This window comes from Pseudomonas sp. FFPRI_1, assembly GCF_055384485.1.
This window is the reverse complement of the sequence record NZ_AP029168.1, coordinates 2,720,258-2,739,663: the sequence shown is the minus strand read 5'-3', so window position 1 is coordinate 2,739,663 and position 19,406 is coordinate 2,720,258. Positions and strand designations below refer to the sequence as shown.

The 19,406-nt window shown below is 58.1% G+C and carries 8 protein-coding genes; 6 read left to right on the top strand and 2 right to left on the bottom strand.

The window, feature by feature from the left end:
- From ACZ5BO_RS12355 to ACZ5BO_RS12345, 3 genes are all read left to right on the top strand, one after another.
- Complete coding sequence (locus tag ACZ5BO_RS12355; RefSeq protein ID WP_464700029.1) at positions 1-1,392, top strand: TolC family protein; 1,392 nt, start codon at positions 1-3, stop codon at positions 1,390-1,392.
- 52 nt (positions 1,393-1,444) lie between these two features.
- Positions 1,445-2,167, top strand: coding sequence for a response regulator (locus ACZ5BO_RS12350; protein WP_464700027.1), 723 nt, complete (start codon positions 1,445-1,447; stop codon positions 2,165-2,167).
- Positions 2,168-2,493: 326 nt separating this feature from the next.
- Positions 2,494-3,195: a serine protease gene (locus ACZ5BO_RS12345; RefSeq protein ID WP_464700025.1), complete on the top strand. Its 702-nt coding sequence runs from the start codon at positions 2,494-2,496 to the stop codon at positions 3,193-3,195.
- Between the two features lie 12 nt (positions 3,196-3,207).
- Here ACZ5BO_RS12345 and ACZ5BO_RS12340 read toward each other — a convergent pair whose 3' ends face one another.
- Together ACZ5BO_RS12340 and ACZ5BO_RS12335 are read right to left on the bottom strand one after the other, a co-directional pair.
- Complete coding sequence (locus ACZ5BO_RS12340) at positions 3,208-5,190, bottom strand: O-linked N-acetylglucosamine transferase, SPINDLY family protein (protein WP_464700023.1); 1,983 nt, start codon at positions 5,188-5,190, stop codon at positions 3,208-3,210.
- Positions 5,191-5,757: 567 nt separating this feature from the next.
- Positions 5,758-6,114, bottom strand: coding sequence for a hypothetical protein (locus ACZ5BO_RS12335; protein WP_464700021.1), 357 nt, complete (start codon positions 6,112-6,114; stop codon positions 5,758-5,760).
- Here ACZ5BO_RS12335 and ACZ5BO_RS12330 point away from each other — a divergent pair.
- From ACZ5BO_RS12330 to ACZ5BO_RS12320, 3 genes are all read left to right on the top strand, one after another.
- Positions 6,094-9,657, top strand: coding sequence for an Ig-like domain-containing protein (locus ACZ5BO_RS12330; RefSeq protein WP_464700019.1), 3,564 nt, complete (start codon positions 6,094-6,096; stop codon positions 9,655-9,657). The genes ACZ5BO_RS12335 and ACZ5BO_RS12330 overlap by 21 nt on opposite strands.
- Before the next feature lie 354 nt (positions 9,658-10,011).
- The gene (locus ACZ5BO_RS12325) at positions 10,012-13,146 is read left to right on the top strand and encodes an Ig-like domain-containing protein (RefSeq protein WP_464700017.1); all 3,135 of its coding nucleotides are present in this window, start codon (positions 10,012-10,014) and stop codon (positions 13,144-13,146) included.
- A gap of 519 nt (positions 13,147-13,665) precedes the next feature.
- On the top strand, positions 13,666-19,257 hold the full coding sequence (locus ACZ5BO_RS12320; RefSeq protein WP_464700016.1) for an Ig-like domain-containing protein: 5,592 nt from the start codon (positions 13,666-13,668) through the stop codon (positions 19,255-19,257).
- Positions 19,258-19,406: the final 149 nt, after the last annotated feature.

Genomic DNA, 19,406 nt, shown 5'->3' with positions numbered 1-19,406 from the left:
ATGCATTTCACGATCAAAAACTTCGTTCGCAACACACTGGCCAGCGCTCTGCTGCTGGCCCCCCTCGCAGCCATGGCGAATCAGGCCGCAATGCCACCCAAAAGTGTCCATTTCTCCGAGTGGCTCAAGGACAACCCGGATGTAGCCCGCCAGCGCACGCTGGGCGCAGTACCGGAAAATGAAATTCGCGCGACAATGTCTGCCGCGCTGCAACAGGCAATCCAACGTAGCCCACAACTGCGCCAGTCGCTTGCGGAACAGAAAGCCGCGCAGGCGGACATCCGTGAGGCCGAAGGTCAACTGCTGCCGCAAATCGACCTAGGCGCCAATACGCGTCCTCGTTCGATAGGTGGCAACGAAAACGCCAATAGCGGGAGCCAGGCGGTCAATCTGAACATGACCACCAATCTGTTTGACTGGGGCCGTACGCGCAGCACTATCAATAGTCGCAAGTCCTTGAGCACAGCGGCCGACCAAGAGTATCTGGTCAGCCTGGAGGGTCTCGCGGAAGAAGTCTCAACGAATCTGGTTGAGCTGGAGAAGAACCGCCGCATTGGCAAGATCAGCCAGCAGTACGTCGATCGCATGAGCGCGCTGGTGGATATGCTCCAGGAAATCGTTACGGTCGACCGTGGTCGAGCCAGTGAGTTGACCCAGGCCCGAGCGCGCCTGCTGGAGGCAAAATCCAATCTGGAAAGTTCCGAAGCCCGTCTGCGCGACACTGAAATCCGTCTGCGCAAATTGATTGGCGAGGCGCCGGTCAGTCTGCCGGAAAACGAATACTGGACGTTGACGACCAGCGATCTTGACCGCCTGGTTTCCGCCTCTCATGAGCATCCTGCCGTACGCCAGGCTGATGCGCGTGCCAAGGCATCCGAAGAGTATGCAAAGTCGCTGAAAGCCGGCGAGAAACCGCAATTGAACTGGGTCGTCAACAAGTCCAGCGGTCGTGATGAACTTGGTCGCGAGCATCCCTGGCAAACCACGCTCAGCGTCAGCTGGCCGCTGTTCCGCGGCGGCTCGGCCAGCGCAGCTCGAGAAGCGGCCTATGCCCGCGCCGACGTCGAGCGCGAACGCAAGGCACAACAGCAACTGGACCTGGAGTACGCCACCAGGACCTCCGAGCAGGATGCCCGCACACTGCTCAACCGCGCGGAATCGTATCGACAGCTGACGAGCGAAACCGACAACGTGCGCAAGGCCTTTTTCGAGCAGTGGTACCACCTGGGCCGGCGCACCTTGCTGGATGTGCTGATCGCCGAAAGCGACTACAACAACAATCGCGTCAGCGAGGTTTCAAGCCGCTTCGATGGCTACCAGGCAGTGCTCAAAAGCTATGCCAGCGCAGGCCGCTTGACCCTGTGGATGAGAGGGCTCAACACCCCCTACTGACGACGACCCTGGTCTCGCCTCCATGCGAGACCCTGGTCCTTTGGAGTTCATTATGAAGATCAAGATCCTCATCGCCGATGACCATCCCGTGCTGGCTAGCGCAATAGCCCATGAGTTGTCGAGCGCTACGACATTGAAGATCGTTGACAAGGTACGCAATTCAACTCAGGTCATTGAACGCTTGTCCAGGCTCTGCTGCGATGTACTGATCATCGACTACCTCACGCCTGGCGGCGATGCCGCAGACGGTCTGGCCGGGTTGGCGCTTCTGCGTCGCCGTTACCCGGAACTAAAAATCATCGTATTCACCACCATCGACAATCCGACGGTGGTCACACAGATTCTAAGGCTCGGGATTAACTCGGTACTCAACAAGGTCGATGACATCAATCACCTGATCTCCGCGGTACATGCCGTGCACGCAGGTGCCATCTACCTTTCACCCAGGGCTCGCTCCTCAACACACGAGCAGGCCAATATCCTGGCCATGCGTCCATCAAGCCTGCGGCTGACCCGGCGCGAGACTGAAGTTGTTCTGCTTTATGCCAACGGGCTTTCAGTGACCCGCATCGCCGAACAGCTAAAGCGTACCAAGCAGACGATAAGCGCACAGAAATGCAGCGCAATGCGCAAACTGGGGTTCACACAGGAAACCCAACTGCACAGGTTTGTCGATCAGAGCGGCCTTGCTGTTACCGTTGCTCCCAACAGGCTGCAACGCTCAGGCCTTCTGCAAGCATTCCCGCTCAAGAAAACCACCTACGGCAATAGATGATCTGTGAGTTCAATATCTACGCAGTACTCGCCTGCTCACCAGTGACGAGTACTGCTCAGCTCACTGCACCTGGCACAGTCAATTAGCAGCGCAGACACCTCGCCATTGACCTGCAGCCCAGCCCTCATCTGCGCGACCCAGCCCCCTAGCTTCAGCCCGGCTCTCAGACAGTACCTCTTCGAACATGACAGAAAAGCCTCTGGCGTTTTTTTGAGCGCCCTGGCTAAGACTGTGACGCCAGCGTTAGTTTTTTTCTGACACAACCAGCAGTGCATTAGTACTTGTCCTACCATTGTGAAAATGAGGTTTCACAGAGGGAGCAAGCCATGTACTTTCTCAGGATTTGCACGCTAGCAATCGCACTATCCATGCTGAACGCATGCAGCACCAACCTCGAGCTCGTTGCCCCGGACGAGCCAACGCCCGGGCTTTTCAGTGTCAGTTCGACGAACTTTTTGTATGTAGCCAGCGCGGTGCAATGGAACCAAGACTACGCAGTGAGCGCCGCGCACACACCACGGTTGGCCAACGTGAAATATCGCTGCAGCACGGGCTGTGATCTGGTGTTTATCCGGCGCAGTGCCGACGGTGTGATTCCCAACTGGCGCGCCTCTGTTGTTGGCGAGCCCGTCAAGACGGCGGGCATCAATATGCTGATGTTGACGGTCAAGGGCATCGGCACCAATAGCGGCACACGGGTACGCTTGAACCATAAGAATGATCGGGGCGTTTATGCGCTCTGTGACGCCCCGGTAGAAGCAGGCATGTCGGGAGGAGCAGTCTATGGTTCGGATAATGCCGTAGTCGGGATGACCATCGGTATCTTCTTACCCTTCTCTGCATCGCAACACGATCAGAAAACCATGAGTACTTACGTTCCCTATGAAGTCATAGAGCATGAATGGAAGCTGTTCTCTCAAGACCTTGCTGCACAGGAGCGCTTACTGCCTACGGGTCCCCAGGCGCGCACATTGTTGGCCAACAGCTCAGGTACCCGAGCTGGGCCACCGAAATCCGTTGATCGCTAAGTCGGATAACAACTAAAGCTGAACAGCGCGAACCACTGTTCCTGAGCTCTTGGCGCGACCGCGATCCGCCCAAATTGCCTCGTAGAGTGCTTCCAGGTCGCGAGTGAAACCTAGCGTATCGAACAGAGGCGATGTCATGCGCGCGGCCATCAGCCGAGTGCGTAGCGCTGCGCGTTGTTCGAAAGACGTCGCCAAAACCAGCAATTTTTCAACGTAGTCCGCCTCATCCTTTGCGACCAACTCAGCAAAACCGTGCGCCCGCAGCAGGCTGGAACTGACTCGGCTGGCGAACGTCTCGCCCAGACGCGCCACCATTGGCAAGCCAACCCAGAGGGCATCGCTGGCCGTGGTGTGTGAGGTGCAGGGAAAACTGTCCAATGCCAGATCGGCCAGTGACAGTCTGGCCAGATGTTCTGCCTGCAGCAGGCGCGGGGCGAACAGCAGACGCGAGGTATCTATGCCTCTTTGCGACATTTCCCGTCGAAGGTTGCTCCGGGTCTCTTCAACCTCAGGGTCAAGTAACCAAAGCACACTGTCAGGCACCTTCTCGAGCAACAGGCACCAAATGTCGAATTCTCGAGGATTAAGCTTGAGCACTTGATTGAAGCTGCACAGTACAACGCCTGACTCGGGCAGGCCTGCAGCACTTCTGCTTGGGGCTACAGCGATCGGACGATGACGATCGTTAGGCTGATAACAATGGGGAAGTAACGCCAGTGTTTCGCTGAAATGCGCGGAGTGCTCCGGTGGTGTCACGGTCTCATCACCAATGATGTAGTCAGCCAGCCGTGGGTGACCAAGACTGCCCGGATAACCGAGCCAACTGACCAATACAGGGGCAGGTCGGTAAGCGCAAATACCCAGGCGTGCTCCCGTGGTGTAGCCCTTGATGTCCACCAGGATGTGCAGACGCTGCTCACTGATCAACCTGGCAGCCGCTTCATCGCTTAGAGCATTTAACTCATGACGCCGCAAGCCGCTGGCTGCTAGACGACGGGTAAAGGCATCCTCACGCACCGGGCTGTGGTCGAAGAGATGAATCTCCACACGCTCCTGATCATGAGCCTCCAGCACCCCGATCAACAAATGCAGAGTCGCATGGTCAAAGAAATCGCAAGATAGATAACCGACACGCAGCTTTTCTCCGGAGGGCGGCTCCACTTGCAGCGGCATCGACTTTAGGGCTGCAGCCCACCAGTGCGAGGCATAGCGATAGCCTATGTCACGGTGCTGTGCAGCTGTCAGTTCCGGCACATTGATCATGCCCCAAGGGGAAGGTCGGAGCGCCGGGTCCTGTCCCAGTTGTTGCAGTAACGCTGTATCCACACGTGCCAACTGCGACCAGTCCGCCAGCCAGCGCAGCACGCTCTGCAGCTCGGCCCAGTTGCCCAACTGCCTGAGCAGCACTGCGGCCTCTACATAGTGCTTGCGTATCGACAAGGCACCCGCCAGAGCAGTCCGTAACTCCACATTACCCGGAGCCAATTCCAAGGCAGCACGAAAAATCTGGATCGCCTCCTCGCTCCTGCTCTGCTCAACCAGTACGCGCCCCAGATTCAGTTGCAGTAACACATAGCTCGGATGCTGGGCCATGCTCGAGCGATAGAGCACCTCTGCCTCGGCAAAGCGGCGCTTGGTCCGCAGAATATTGCCCAGATTATTACTGGCCGTGGCATTGCCGGGCTGCAACTCAAGACACCTGCGAAACGCGCTTTGCGCAGCATCGGACTGCCCCAGTCGCTGGTGAGCAAGGGCCAGATTCAGGTGATAAGTCCCATCCTCATGAACAGCCAATGCACGCTCGATGTATCGCTGTGCTTGCTGTGGGTCATTACGCAAAAGGCAAATAACCCCATAGACATGCAGCACCTCGTGATTCTTAGGGGCTTTGTGCAGCCACTGTCTGGCCATGTGCTGAGCACGTTCTAACTGTCCTTTACCCACGGCAGATTGTATTGATTGCAGACTGAAGTGCTTGGCGCTATTTTTTTTCATCGTGCAGCGGCTCGCTTGGCGGTGTTCGACTGTAAGTCACACCAGAAGTACGTAGTGCCGAACACTTCTTGAGGCATTGCTCACGATACGAATTGCCCGACCTGGAAGATCTCACGGAGTGAGGACCTATCGTACCGCTCCATAGCTCAAGGCAATACCTGACTCGTACCAAACTCCAAGCCCATCTAAAGCAGGGCGTAGCCAACACCTCAGTTGAATCGAGAAAAAGCCGGCGTCCCCCCTTACGTTATCTGACCACTCGGCAGCTTTCTTACAATGACACCCATGCAGACAAATCATTTCAGATCAATCAGATAGCTTCGACTTTCGCCCCCCTCCTACCCTGCACACTGCGAAAAACTATGACGCTTCCCCTCATTTTGGGCCTGGAAAACACCTTGCCCTGAACCCTGAGACGGCAACTCGCAAACACGATCAGCAGGCTGACGACAGCGTCCGCAAACGGGCGAGTCGATCAGGCAGCTGCGCGCTGTATTAAACATCAACGTCTTATGTGTCCTGCCCAAGGTTGCCATGAAAACTCTTATCGATAGCTCTATCCGCTTTTCAGTCATCACCGACGATTCGACGATTCATATCAGCGCTTTGAGCACTGATGCACCGACACAAATGCTGGTCGCCCGCCCCAACGAGTTGTACGTGCTGGTCGAGCAACAGCAATCCCTGGATGACCTGCTGCTGGCCGAACGCGCTGGCGATGATCTGCTGCTCTCCTTCAACACCCAAGAGCCAGCCACTCCAGCCGTAGTCCTGGAACAGTTCTTCAGTCAGAACAGTCACCTGCACCTGTTGCGCGCCGATGGCCAATTCCTTCGCGCAGTGGACGCACAACAGCCCATCGCCCAAGGCCCAGTGACTTTCACCTCGCAAAGCCTTGGGGCCGTGGCCGCTCAAGTCGAGCATCCCGAACTGAGCCTGCTGCTGGCAATCAGCCACCCCGACCAGGACCTCAAGGCCCTGTCGATCGCGGCCGTTACCGCGGCCACCGAAGCCCGCGCCGAAGCCATGCAAATGTTCATCGCATCCGATGAAAGCAGCGTGCAACCGACCACCTTCGCCTCCGCCAACAGCATGGAAATACCCACTATCCTCAATGCCGTCGACAGCGTCGGAAATGCAACCGGCAACCTGAGCTCCGGCAGTTTCACCGATGATCCAAACCCCAGACTCGTGGGCACTGGCACCCCCAACAGCACACTGATCCTCTTCGATAACGGCGAGCCCGTGGAAGAAATCCACGTCGGCAGTGATGGCCGCTGGTCGTTTACCCCCGAAGGCATGATCCAGGGCGGTCACGTGTTCTGGGTCCAGGCCGGTGAAGGCTCTGGCGCCCTGCTTTCGCCACCCTTTACCCTGGTGCTCGACGGCACTGCTCCCCCCCAGGCCCAACTCGCGCCCCCTCGTGCAGGCTCCGCCACGGGCGAAGTGATCGAAGAAAGTGGTTTCACCAATAGCAATCGCCCGTTCTTCAGTGGTCAGGCCGAGCCCCAGAGCAGCGTACTGATCTACTTCAATGGCGAAGCGTTGTTCTCGGTGCAGGCCAACAGCCAAGGCAACTGGTCCTTCTCGACCAGCCTGTTCAACCTGGCCGACGGCGAGTACAGCTTCTCGGTCGCTGCCGTGGACGCCGTGGGCAACATCGGACCACGCTCTGCCACCTACCCGTTTACTATCGATACCCACCCCCCTGCCGCGCCGCTGATTGAGCAGGTCGAAGACAACGTCGGCGCGCTCCAGGGGCCTCTGGCCTCGGGTGATGTCACCGACGATACACAGCCAGTGTTCTCCGGCAGTGCCGAAGCCCACAGCCAGGTCTTCATCTACGACAACGCGCAACTGATTGGCCAAACCACTGCCGATGCCAGCGGCAAATGGGCATTCACGCCGGAAAAAGCCCTGGACTCTGGCCTGCACCAGATCACGGTGACTGCCGTTGACCGGGCAGGCAACGCTAGCCCGGAGGCCACCTTCAGTTTCACCGTGCAAACCTCACTGGACGCGCCAGTGATCACCGACGTGATCGATGATGTCGGCAGCGTCACCGGCAGCATTGCCAGTGGTGACACCTCCGACGACACCCGGCCGACCCTCAACGGCACCGTCGCCGCGGGCACCACCAAGGTGAATATCTACGACGGCCAGACACTGCTCGGCAGTGCCACCCTCACCGGCACCAGCTGGAACTTCACCGTGCCAGCCGATAAAGCGCTGGCTGATGGTCCGCACAACCTGCGGGTCGTCGCTTCCGATGCTGCCGGCAACACCAGCCCGGACGCCAGTTTCAGCTTCACCGTGAAAACCTCGATCGCCGCGCCAGTGATCACCGGCGTGATCGACGATGTCGGCAGTGTCACCGGGCAAATCATCAATGGCGGCACTTCCGACGACACCCAGCCGACCCTCAACGGCACCGTCGCCGCGGGCACCACCAAGGTGAATATCTACGACGGCCAGACACTGCTCGGCAGTGCCACCCTCACCGGCACCAGCTGGAACTTCACCGTGCCGGCCAATAAAGCGCTGGCTGATGGTCCGCACAACCTGCGGGTCGTCGCTTCCGATGCTGCCGGCAACACCAGCCCGGACGCCAGTTTCAGCTTCACCGTGAAAACCTCGATCGCCGCGCCAGTGATCACCGGCGTGATCGATGATGTCGGCAGCGTCACCGGCAGCATTGCCAGTGGTGACACCTCCGACGACACCCGGCCGACCCTCAACGGCACCGTCGCCGCGGGCACCACCAAGGTGGACATCTACGACGGCCAGACACTGCTCGGCAGTGCCACCCTCACCGGCACCAGCTGGAACTTCACCGTGCCGGCCAATAAAGCGCTGGCTGATGGTCCACACAACCTGCGGGTCGTCGCCACCGATAGCGCCGGCAACACCAGCCCGGACGCCAGCTTCAGCTTCACCGTGAAAACCTCGCTCGCCGCACCAGTGATCATCGGCGTGATCGACGATGTCGGCAGCGTCACCGGCCAGATCCCTGACAAAGGCATCACCGATGACTCCACTCCAACCCTGAGTGGCACCGTCAGCGCTGGCAGCACCGTGCGGGTCTACAACGGTCAGACCCTGCTGGGCAACGCTATCGTCTCCGGCACCACCTGGAGCTTCACACCGCTAACGGCACTGGCCGACGCTCTGTATGATCTACGTGTAATCGCCACTGACGCTGCGGGTAACACCAGCCCAGCTGCTACCTTCAGACTCACAGTCAGTACCCGGTTAACCATTGACTCTGCATACGACGATCAACAGCCGGTCATTGGCACGATCGTCAATGGCGGTTTCACAAACGACACTCAGCCCACAATTTCCGGTCATGCTTCTGCATCGGTAAACGTGAACATTCGTTACGGATCCCAGTCCTACACCGTAACAACTGGAACTGACGGCGTTTGGACGTTTACTCCACCCTCTCCACTGGCCAATGGTACTCACACCTTCACCGCTTCCGTGTCCGGAACAGGGCTGCAGTCGAACAGCTTTTCGCTAACCGTTGATACCATTGCGCCGGGCCCTGCGCATTTCAACGTTTACGATGCCTGGGGAACGGCGATTGGCAGTTCCAGACAGCCTAAAAAATGGTACGTGCAATCAGACTCGAACATGAAGCTGGACGGATACACCGAGCCGGGAGCCGCTATCACTATTTTTGTAACGAATATCACTGATGGTAAAACCTGGACTCAATGGACTGGCGTCGCCGATGCTAATGGCTACTGGCATACCCTGGGAGGGCAAGCGGGTGGTTTGAGCGTAGGTTATTACTGGCTCTACGTTAAGGCAGTAGACAAAGCAGGCAACGTTAGCGCTACGTATGCTACCGATGATTACATCGTCGGTAATCCAAGCTGGCCGCGCCCTCGATCCGCAGCAGTTTTTGCTGCCGAAGAGCAGACTTCCGAGTCGAGTGATCATGCTGCTTACGCCTTGACCGACAGCCCTTCACATACCTCAACAGCCAACGCGACCACGCCCAGTCTTGCGATTGACGAGCAGCCGTTGTTCGGGAGAGTCGTTGATGATGCCAATGACGTAAACGACACTCACGATACCTCCTTCGAACAGACCGATGGCGACCAAGGAGCCGACGTGTTGCTGCTGGATGCCAAGGACATGAGCGTCGACCTGGATGAGCTGATAGGTCGGATCACCGGTATCGAGAAAATCGACTTGGGCAAGGACAGCTCCAACAGCATCAGCCTGAGTGCGCAATCGCTGGAAAGTCTCACCGTGGAGAACCTGCTGCCAACCGATGGCAAGCAGCAATTCGTCATCCAGGGCGATGCCTCCAGCACCCTGCAGCTCAAGGAAGGCCCTGCCGGCAATTGGACCGATGGCGGTGAAACCAACATCGATGGCGTGATCTACCACGCCTACCTGTCGGGAAGCACAGAGCTTCTGGTCGAGCAAAACGTCCAGGTCAACATTCTGTAAGCAACCTGATCCAGAGCGAGGCCTGCTCCAGGGCAGGCCTTTTTTATGTCCTGGCAATAGCCACTCCTTTCCTCTCTGCCGCCAACAATTAGTACCAGTCCAAGTAATCGAGGCTCGGCTTTCAAGCGGATCAGATACACCTCCTTTTCCTATCTACCTATCCTCGCAATGCGAATAATTCATGACGCCTCACCTCATTTTGGGCCTGGAAAACACCTTGCCCTGAACCCTGAGACGGCAACTCGCAAACACGATGAGCAGGCAGGCGGACAGCTTCCGCATACGGGCAAGTCGATCAGACAGCTATGCGCTGTATTAAACATCAACTTCTTATGTGTCCTACCCAAGATATCCATGAAAACTCTTATCGATAGCTCTATCCGCTTTTCAGTCATCGCCGACGATTCGACGATGCATATCAGCGCTTTGAGCACTGATGCACCGACACAAATGCTGGTCGCCCGCCCCAATGAGTTGTACGTGCTGGTCGAGCAACAGCAGTCCCTGGATGACCTGCTGCTGGCCGAACGCGCTGGCGATGATCTGCTGCTCTCCTTCAAAGCCCAGGAGTCTGCCTCTCCAGCCGTGGCCCTGGAACAGTTCTTCAGTCAGAACAGTCACCTGCACCTGTTGCGCGCCGATGGCCAATTCCTTCGCGCAGTGGACGCACAACAGCCCATCGCCCAAGGCCCAGTGACTTTCACCTCGCAAAGCCTTGGCTCCGTGGCCGCTCAAGTCGAGCATCCCGAACTGAGCCTGCTGCTGGCAATCAGCCACCCCGACCAGGACCTCAAGGCCCTGTCGATCGCGGCCGTTACCGCGGCCACCGAAGCCCGCGCCGAAGCCATGCAAATGTTCATCGCATCCGATGAAAGCAGCGTGCAACCGACCACCTTCGCCTCCGCCAACAGCATGGAAATACCCACTATCCTCAATGCCGTCGACAGCGTCGGAAATGCAACCGGCAACCTGAGCTCCGGCAGTTTCACCGATGATCCAAACCCCAGACTCGTGGGCACTGGCACCCCCAACAGCACACTGATCCTCTTCGATAACGGCGAGCCCGTGGAAGAAATCCACGTCGGCAGTGATGGCCGCTGGTCGTTTACCCCCGAAGGCATGATCCAGGGCGGTCACGTGTTCTGGGTCCAGGCCGGTGAAGGCTCTGGCGCCCTGCTTTCGCCACCCTTTACCCTGGTGCTCGACGGCACTGCTCCCCCCCAGGCCCAACTCGCGCCCCCTCGTGCTGGCTCCGCCACGGGCGAAGTGATCGAAGAAAGTGGTTTCACCAACAGCAATCGTCCGTTCTTCAGTGGTCAGGCCGAGCCCCAGAGCAGCGTACTGATCTACTTCAATGGCGAAGCGTTGTTCTCGGTGCGGGCCGACAGCCAGGGCAACTGGTCTTTCTCGACCAGTCTGTTCAACCTGGCCGACGGCGAGTACAGCTTCTCGGTCGCTGCCGTGGACGCCGTGGGCAACATCGGACCACGCTCTGCCACCTATCCGTTTACCATCGATACCCAAGCCCCTGCCGCGCCGCAGATTGAGCAGGTCGAAGACAACGTCGGCGCGCTCCAGGGGCCTCTGGCCTCGGGTGATGTCACCGACGATACGCAACCCGTGATCTCCGGCAGCGCCGAAGCCCACAGCCAGGTCTTCATCTACGACAACGCGCAACTGATTGGCCAAACCACTGCCGATGCCAGCGGAAAATGGACATTCACGCCGGAAAAAGCCCTGAACTCTGGCCTGCACCAGATCACGGTGACTGCCGTTGACCGTGCAGGCAACGCTAGCCCGGAGGCCACCTTCAGTTTCACCGTGCAAACCTCACTGGACGCGCCAGTGATCACCGACGTGGTCGATGATGTCGGCAGTGTCACCGGGCAAATCATCAATGGCGGCACTTCCGACGACACCCGGCCGACCCTCAACGGCACCGTCGCCGCGGGCACCACCAAGGTGGACATCTACGACGGCCAGACACTGCTCGGCAGTGCCACGCTCACCGGCACCAGCTGGAACTTCACCGTGCCGGCCGATAAAGCGCTGGCTGATGGTCCGCACAACCTGCGGGTCGTCGCCTCTGATGCTGTCGGCAACACCAGTCCGGACGCCAGTTTCAGCTTCACCGTGAAAACCTCGATCGCCGCGCCAGTGATCTCCGAGGTACTCGACGATTTCGGCGCCTACACCGGGCAGATCACCAGTGACGGTATCTCCGATGACAACACACCGACACTCAAAGGCACCGTGACGGCCGGCAGCACCGTAGGAGTCTATGACGGCAACACTCTGCTGGGCTACGCCACCGTCACCGGCACTCAGTGGAGCTTTACCGTGCCAGCCGATAAAGCGCTGGCTAACGGCAAGCACGATCTGCGGGTCGTCGCTTCCGATGCTGCCGGCAACATCAGCCCGGACGCCAACTTCAGTTTCACCGTGAAACCAGACCCAGTCTACATCACCTCAGTGATTGATAGCGTCGGCCCCGTCACGGGTGAGATCATCAATGGAGGGATCACCGATGACAGAAGGCCCATGTTCATTGGCGAACTCGATTATTCTCCCTCAGTACGTAGAATCAGATTACTTGTTGACGGCAAATCTTATGGTAGTGAAGTTCTACTTCCTACTGACAAGTTTGAAATCCAGCCTGGTGCGGATCTGCCACTTGGAACGTACACCTTGGAAATTGTAATCTCCACCTATAGTACTAGTATCTTTATATCATCAACGTTCTTCACCTTGACCGTGGTAGCCCCAGGCACTGCACCATTAATCACCGAAGTACTCGACGATGTCGGGCTGATCGCCACCGCTAGCATCTCCGAGGACACTCGTTCGGATACCATCGCCGCAGCCGAAAAAGACGCAGGATCTAATGTACAAACCCTGACTCTTGGCACCGAACACAATGCTCTCGTGCATCCCCAGACTGACGCGCCATCACATACCCTTACAGCAAGCAGTAACAACCAGCCAGACCCCACTGCGCTGTGGATACTGCTTGACGATGGCTCCGAGCAGGGTGTGCTGCTGAACGAAAACACCCTGTCTGAAGTACGCGGTGGAGACGGCAATGACCTCATCGGCATCCGCGATACTTCCTTCAAGTTGATCGATGGCGGCCAAGGCGTCGACGTGTTGCTGCTGGATGCCAAGGACATGAGCATCGACCTGGATGAGCTGATAGGTCGGATCACCGGTATCGAGAAAATCGACTTGGGCAAGGACAGCTCCAACAGCATCAGCCTGAGTGCGCAATCGCTGGAAGGACTCACCGTGGAGAACCTGCTGCTGGCCGATGGCAAGCAACAATTCGTCATCCAGGGCGATGCCTCCAGCACCCTGCAGCTCAAGGAAGGCCCTGCCGGCAATTGGACCGATGGCGGTGAAACCAACATCGATGGCGTGATCTACCACGCCTACCTGTCGGGAAGCACAGAGCTTCTGGTCGAGCAAAACGTCCAGGTCAACATTCTGTAAGCAACCTGATCCAGAGAGAGGCCTGCCCCAGGGCAGGCCTTTTTTTACAAGCCAACCCAATCTTATACAGACGTTAACGCCCAACAAGCGTTCGCTTCTGAACACTGCCAGACCGGCCAGAACCGGACGATTTCAAGCCTTCTTATGGCTGCATAAATCCCCTCCCCCGGCAGCCCCCCTTCTCAATGGGTATTCATACACGATGCAAACAAACAGCATCGAGTTCGCCCCTTTCTCTGTGACGTTACAGGCCTGAAAAGCTGTGCATTCGAGCCTTTAGTACCGGACCACCAAGCGCACTCAACAGTTTCAGACTAATCAGGGAGCGCCGTCAGGACGGTGCCGATTAAATACACCTCGTGGAACAAGATCTGGATGCATCGGCAACCTCGCCGGGCTCAGTACAAATGACTCCTTTTTCCTGAGCCACTCGTCCTCAACTTTCATGCATTTGGCAGCCCTTCTCGCCTTGCCGGTGCATATGACTGACAGATCAACTCAAACTCTGGAAACACGCTCATGACAACGCAATCGATTCAACTTCTGCTGATGGATGGCAAGGACATCAAGCAAGTAGTACCGCTGAAGCCAGATAGCAAAGGCGCTCGCCTGACGATCAAGGCAACGCCTGACGGCAAGTACGTCCTTGCCGATAAGGATTCGGGGATCGCTCCGCATAAAGTTAAAGTGCATCGTTCCGGCAAAAACCTGCTGCTTTTCCTCGAAGGCGACAATCCGGACGACCCTAGTCTCGTCATCGAGGACTTCTTCGACTATCACTCCGAGCTCATCGGCAAAGCTGAAGATGGGGCCTACTACGCCTATGCCACCTCGGGCGAAGATCGCACCGCTGCCTGGTTGCTGCAGGACGGTGAAAACGCCGAACTGGCCCTGGGTGGCGAGCAGATTGGTGGACTTGAAGAAACCGCAGCCTTCGCCCTGCTGCCCTGGGCCCTTGGCGCCGCCGGTGGCGCAACGGCCCTGGGTGCCGCCGGTGGAGGAGGTGGTGGAGGAGGTGGTGGTGGGGGTGGCAACGGTGGAGGTAGCCCAGCACCCGCGCCGTCCAATCCAGTACCTCCGGTAGTGGTAGTGCCTCCGCTGAACGTTACTGATGTGATCGATGAAGTCATCGACGACTTCGGCCCGATCACTGGCAAGATCAGCAATGGCGGCCTAACCGATGACGCCACCCCGACCTTCAATGGCAAGGGCAATGTCGGCGATACCATCATGATCTTTGATGGCAACCAGCAGATCGGCTCCGCAGTGGTGGGCGAAGACGGCACCTGGAGCTTCACCCCGGAAACCGAACTGACGGATGGCGAGCACAAGATCGGCATCCTCATCCGTGGCGAGAACGGGAAAATAAGCTATCCGGAAGGCACCTGGGTGATCATCGTTGACACGACGCCTCCGACCGATCCCGTACTGGGTGACGAAGGTCACGGCCTGCACGAAATCATCGATGACGCTGGCGCCCTTACCGGGCCTATTGCCAGTGGCGGTTTGACCGACGACAACACGCCGACCCTGAATGGTACCGGCGAACCTGGCGATACTGTGATCATCCGTAATGGAGATGAAGAAGTCGGCCGCGCCTTAGTGGGCGAAGACGGTACCTGGACCTTCACCCCCGACAGCGCGTTGCCTGATGGCGAGTACGCCTTCAACGTGATCATGCAGGACCCGGCGGGTAATACGTCTGCCCCCTCCCCGGACTGGATCGTCACTATTGACAGCGTCCGCCCAGAGTCCCAGGTCATTGACGAAATCATCGATGATGCCGGCGCGATCACCGGGCCTATTGTCAGTGGTGGCGTCACCGACGACCCGACACCGACCCTCAACGGCAGCGGCAACCCCGGCGATACCGTGATCATCCGCGACAACGGCGAGGTGATCGGCGAAGTCGTGATCGGCGACGATGGCAAGTGGACCTTCACCCCTGAGCTGGAAGAAGGCGAGCACAAGCTCGACATCATCATCCAGGACGAACTCGGCCGTCAGTCCGACCCTTCTCCGGAGTGGATCGTCACTATTGACAGCGTCCGCCCAGAGTCCCAGGTCATTGACGAAATCATCGATGATACCGGCACGATCACCGGGCCTATTGTCAATGGAGGCGTCACCGACGACCTGACACCGACCCTCAACGGCAGCGGCAATCCCGGCGATACCGTGATCATCCGCGACAAGGGCGAAGTGATCGGCGAAGTCGTGATCGGCGACGATGGCAAGTGGACCTTCACCCCCGAGCTGGAAGAAGGCGAGCACAAGCTCGATATCATCATCCAGGACGAACTCGGCCGCCAGTCCGACCCTTCCCCAGAGTGGAACTTCGAAGTCGACACCACCCCACCCATGGACCCGGTATTGGGTGACCAAGGTCACGGTCTGCACGAGATCATCGACGACGTCGGTGACGTCACCGGCCCGATCGCTAAATACGGCTTCACCGACGACAACACCCCGACCTTCAAAGGCACCGGCGTGGTTGGCGACACCGTGATCATCCGTAACGGCAGCGAAGAAATTGGCCGCGCCGTCGTGGGCGAAGATGGCTCCTGGTCGTTCACACCAGAAACCGAACTGGCCGACGACTACTACGCGTTCAACGTGGTCATGCAGGATCCGGCAGGGAACCAGTCGCAGCCGTCTCCCGACTGGATTATCAAGATCAACTCCGCGCATCCGTACGCCCTACTCGAGATCATCGATGATGTCGGAAGCATAACCGGCGTGATTGCCAATGGTGGCGTCACCGACGACAGCACTCCGACCTTCAAAGGCACCGGCGTGCCTGGCGACGTCGTGATGATTCGCAACGGTGAGGAAGAAATCGGCCGCACCTTAGTGAACGACGATGGTTCCTGGTCGTTCACACCAGAAACCGAATTGGCCGACGGCAACTACGCGTTCAACGTAGTCATAGACAACCCGGAATTCCAGGGGGCGTACCGTTCTCCAATCTGGAGGATCGAGATCGATACTACCGCGCCTATGGATCCGGTGCTGGGTGACGAAGGTCATGGCCTGCACGAGATCATCGACGACGCGGGCGAAATCACCGGCCCGATCGCTGAAAACGGCATCACCGACGACAACACCCCGACCTTCAAAGGTACCGGCGTGGTTGGCGACACCGTGATCATCCGTAACGGCAGCGAAGAAATTGGCTGCGCCGTCGTGGGCGAAGATGGCTCCTGGTCGTTCACACCAGAAACCGAACTGGCCGACGGCAACTACGCGTTCAACGTGGTCATGCAGGATCCGGCGGGCAACCAGTCGAATCCTTCGCCGAGCTGGAACGTCGAAATCGACACCGTTGCACCAAGCGATCCCGTACTGGGTGACGAAGGTCACGGCCTGCACGAGATCATCGACGACGCGGGCGAAGTCACCGGCCCGATCGCTGAAAACGGCATCACCGACGACACCACCCCGACCTTCAAAGGCACCGGCGTGGTTGGCGACACCGTAATCATCCGTAACGGTAGCGAAGAAATTGGCCGCGTGGTCATCACCGAAGCTGACGGTTCCTGGTCGTTCACACCAGAAACCGAACTGGCCGACGGCAACTACGCGTTTAACGTGGTCATGCAGGATCCGGCGGGCAACCAGTCCAAGCCTTCGCCGAGCTGGAACGTCGAAATCGACACCGTTGCACCAAGCGATCCCGTACTGGGTGACGAAGATCACGGCCTGCACGAAATCATCGACGACGCGGGCGAAATCACCGGTCCGATCGCTGAAAACGGCATCACCGACGACACCACCCCGACCTTCAAAGGCACCGGCGTGGTTGGCGACACCGTGATCATCCGTAACGGCAACGAAGAAATCGGCCGCGTGGTCATCACCGAAGCTGACGGTTCCTGGTCGTTCACACCGGAAACCGAACTGGTCGACGGCAACTACGCGTTCAACGTGATCATGCAGAACCCAGCGGGCAACCCGTCGAATCCTTCGCCGAGCTGGAACGTCAAAATCGACACCGTTGCGCCAAGCGATCCGGTACTGGGTGACGAAGGCTATGGCCTGCACGAAATCATCGACGACGCTGGCGAAGTCACCGGCCCGATCGCTGAAAACGGCATCACCGACGACACCACCCCGACCTTCAAAGGCACCGGCGTGGTTGGCGACACCGTGATCATCCGCAACGGCAACGAAGAAATCGGCCGCGTGGTCATCACCGAAGCTGACGGTTCCTGGTCGTTCACACCGGAAACCGAACTGGTCGACGGCAACTACGCGTTCAACGTGATCATGCAGAACCCACTGGGCAACCAGTCCAAACCATCGCCGAGCTGGAACGTCGAAATCGACACCGTTGCGCCAAGCGATCCGGTGCTGGGTGACGAAGGTCACGGCCTGCACGAGATCATTGACGACGCGGGCTCGATCACCGGCCCGATCGCTGAAAACGGCGTCACCGATGACACCACCCCGACCTTCAAAGGCACCGGCGTGGTTGGCGACACCGTGATCATCCGTAACGGCAACGAAGAAGTCGGCCGTGTGATCATCACCGAAGCTGACGGTTCCTGGTCGTTTACACCAGAAACCGAACTGGCCGAAGGCAATTACGCGTTCAACGTGGTCATGCAGGATCCGGCCGGTAACCAGTCCAATCCTTCGCCGAGCTGGAATGTCGAGATCGATACCACCTGGCCCGACGCTCCGACCATCGATGAAATCCATGACGATTTTGGCGACGAGACGGGGCCGATAGCACAGGGCGGTACAACGGATGACAAGACTCCGACCCTGACAGGCAGTACCGAAATCGGCTCGCGTGTCTTTATCTATGATAACGACCAGCTGCTGGGTGAAGCCGAAGTCGATGACCAGGGTCGCTGGAGCTTCACCGCCGAATTGGAAGACGGACCCCATTACCTGAGCGCAGTCGCCCAGGATAAAGCGGGCAACCCCTCGCTGGTTTCCGACTTGTGGACCATCACTGTGGTTACTCCTGCGGTGGTTGCTCCAATCCAAAGCGCAAGCAGCTTTTACCTGGGCCGGGACACGGGCATCGACGTCTATGACTTCATTACCAACGACGGTCTTCCTGGCCAGCCGATCTATGGTGAGCTGGATTCTGCATTGAATGCCGGCGAACGTGTGGAGGTCTCGGTCGACGGTGGCATTACCTGGAGCGCCGCCATTGTTCAGGGTACGCATTGGGTATTCCAAGATCGGACCATCCGCGCCAACGAGAACTCTCTCTGGAACATCCAGACTCGAGTAACGAACGCCGAAGGCCAATCTGGCTCCATAACCTCGCAAGACGTGACATGGGATCGCTTCTTGCCGTTGCGTCCGACATCGGTTGCCTTGATCGATGGCGATGTATTGGTCGGCCTGCCGCCTCTTGGCGGGCGTCCGGAGATGCAACTGGAGGTGGGTGACCGCCTGATCATCGTCGGCAACCGTGGTGATTTCCGCTACGAGCACATACTTACCCAGGAAGACTTCGATGCGGGCAGCGTGAGAATGACCTTGGACCCGTCGATCACCATCGTTGGCGCCGCCACCATCGACCGAGCCGGCAACCCCTCCGGCTACGTCAATGCCGATATCAATGGCTCGCCCATCGTCGTGCCACCAAGATTCGTCTATCGGATCACTGGTGAAGAGACCGAGATCTACGGCACGAATGCCAACGACCTCTATGAAATCACCGATGTCAGCGTACTGGACAAAATCAAGTTGATCGCAGGCAACGGCGGCGGCGGAGACTCGCTCAAGTTGTTAGGCCAAGACCAGGTACTGGACCTCACGGCACTGGGTACACGCCTGAGTTCTGTCGAGAGCTTCGAACTTGCTGGCACTGGCGCCAACACGCTCAAGGTCTCTCTAGGCGATGTGCTGCACCTGGGCACCACAAACTACTGGGTCATGGGCGGCAAGTTGCAAATCGGGGTTACAGGCGACTCCGATGACGTAGTCCAGCTCAGCACGCTGCTGCCCAACGGCATGGACATTGGTGAATGGAACACCAGTGGCGATCCGCTCACTGCAAGCGGCATTCAGTATCAGGTCTACACCCACTCGATCATGAACACCGAGGTACTCGTTCAAGTCGGTGTCACGGTCGAGCTTATTTGAACCAACCCGGGCGACCCAGGGGTCGCCCACTACCGCTAGACCGGGCTTAGGCCCTCCTCGTCTGTTTTTCTTAATATCAACCATGAGATGCATGCAATGAACTTCGCTTTTATCAATGATAGGAACACGCTCTACTTCTATCCGATGAG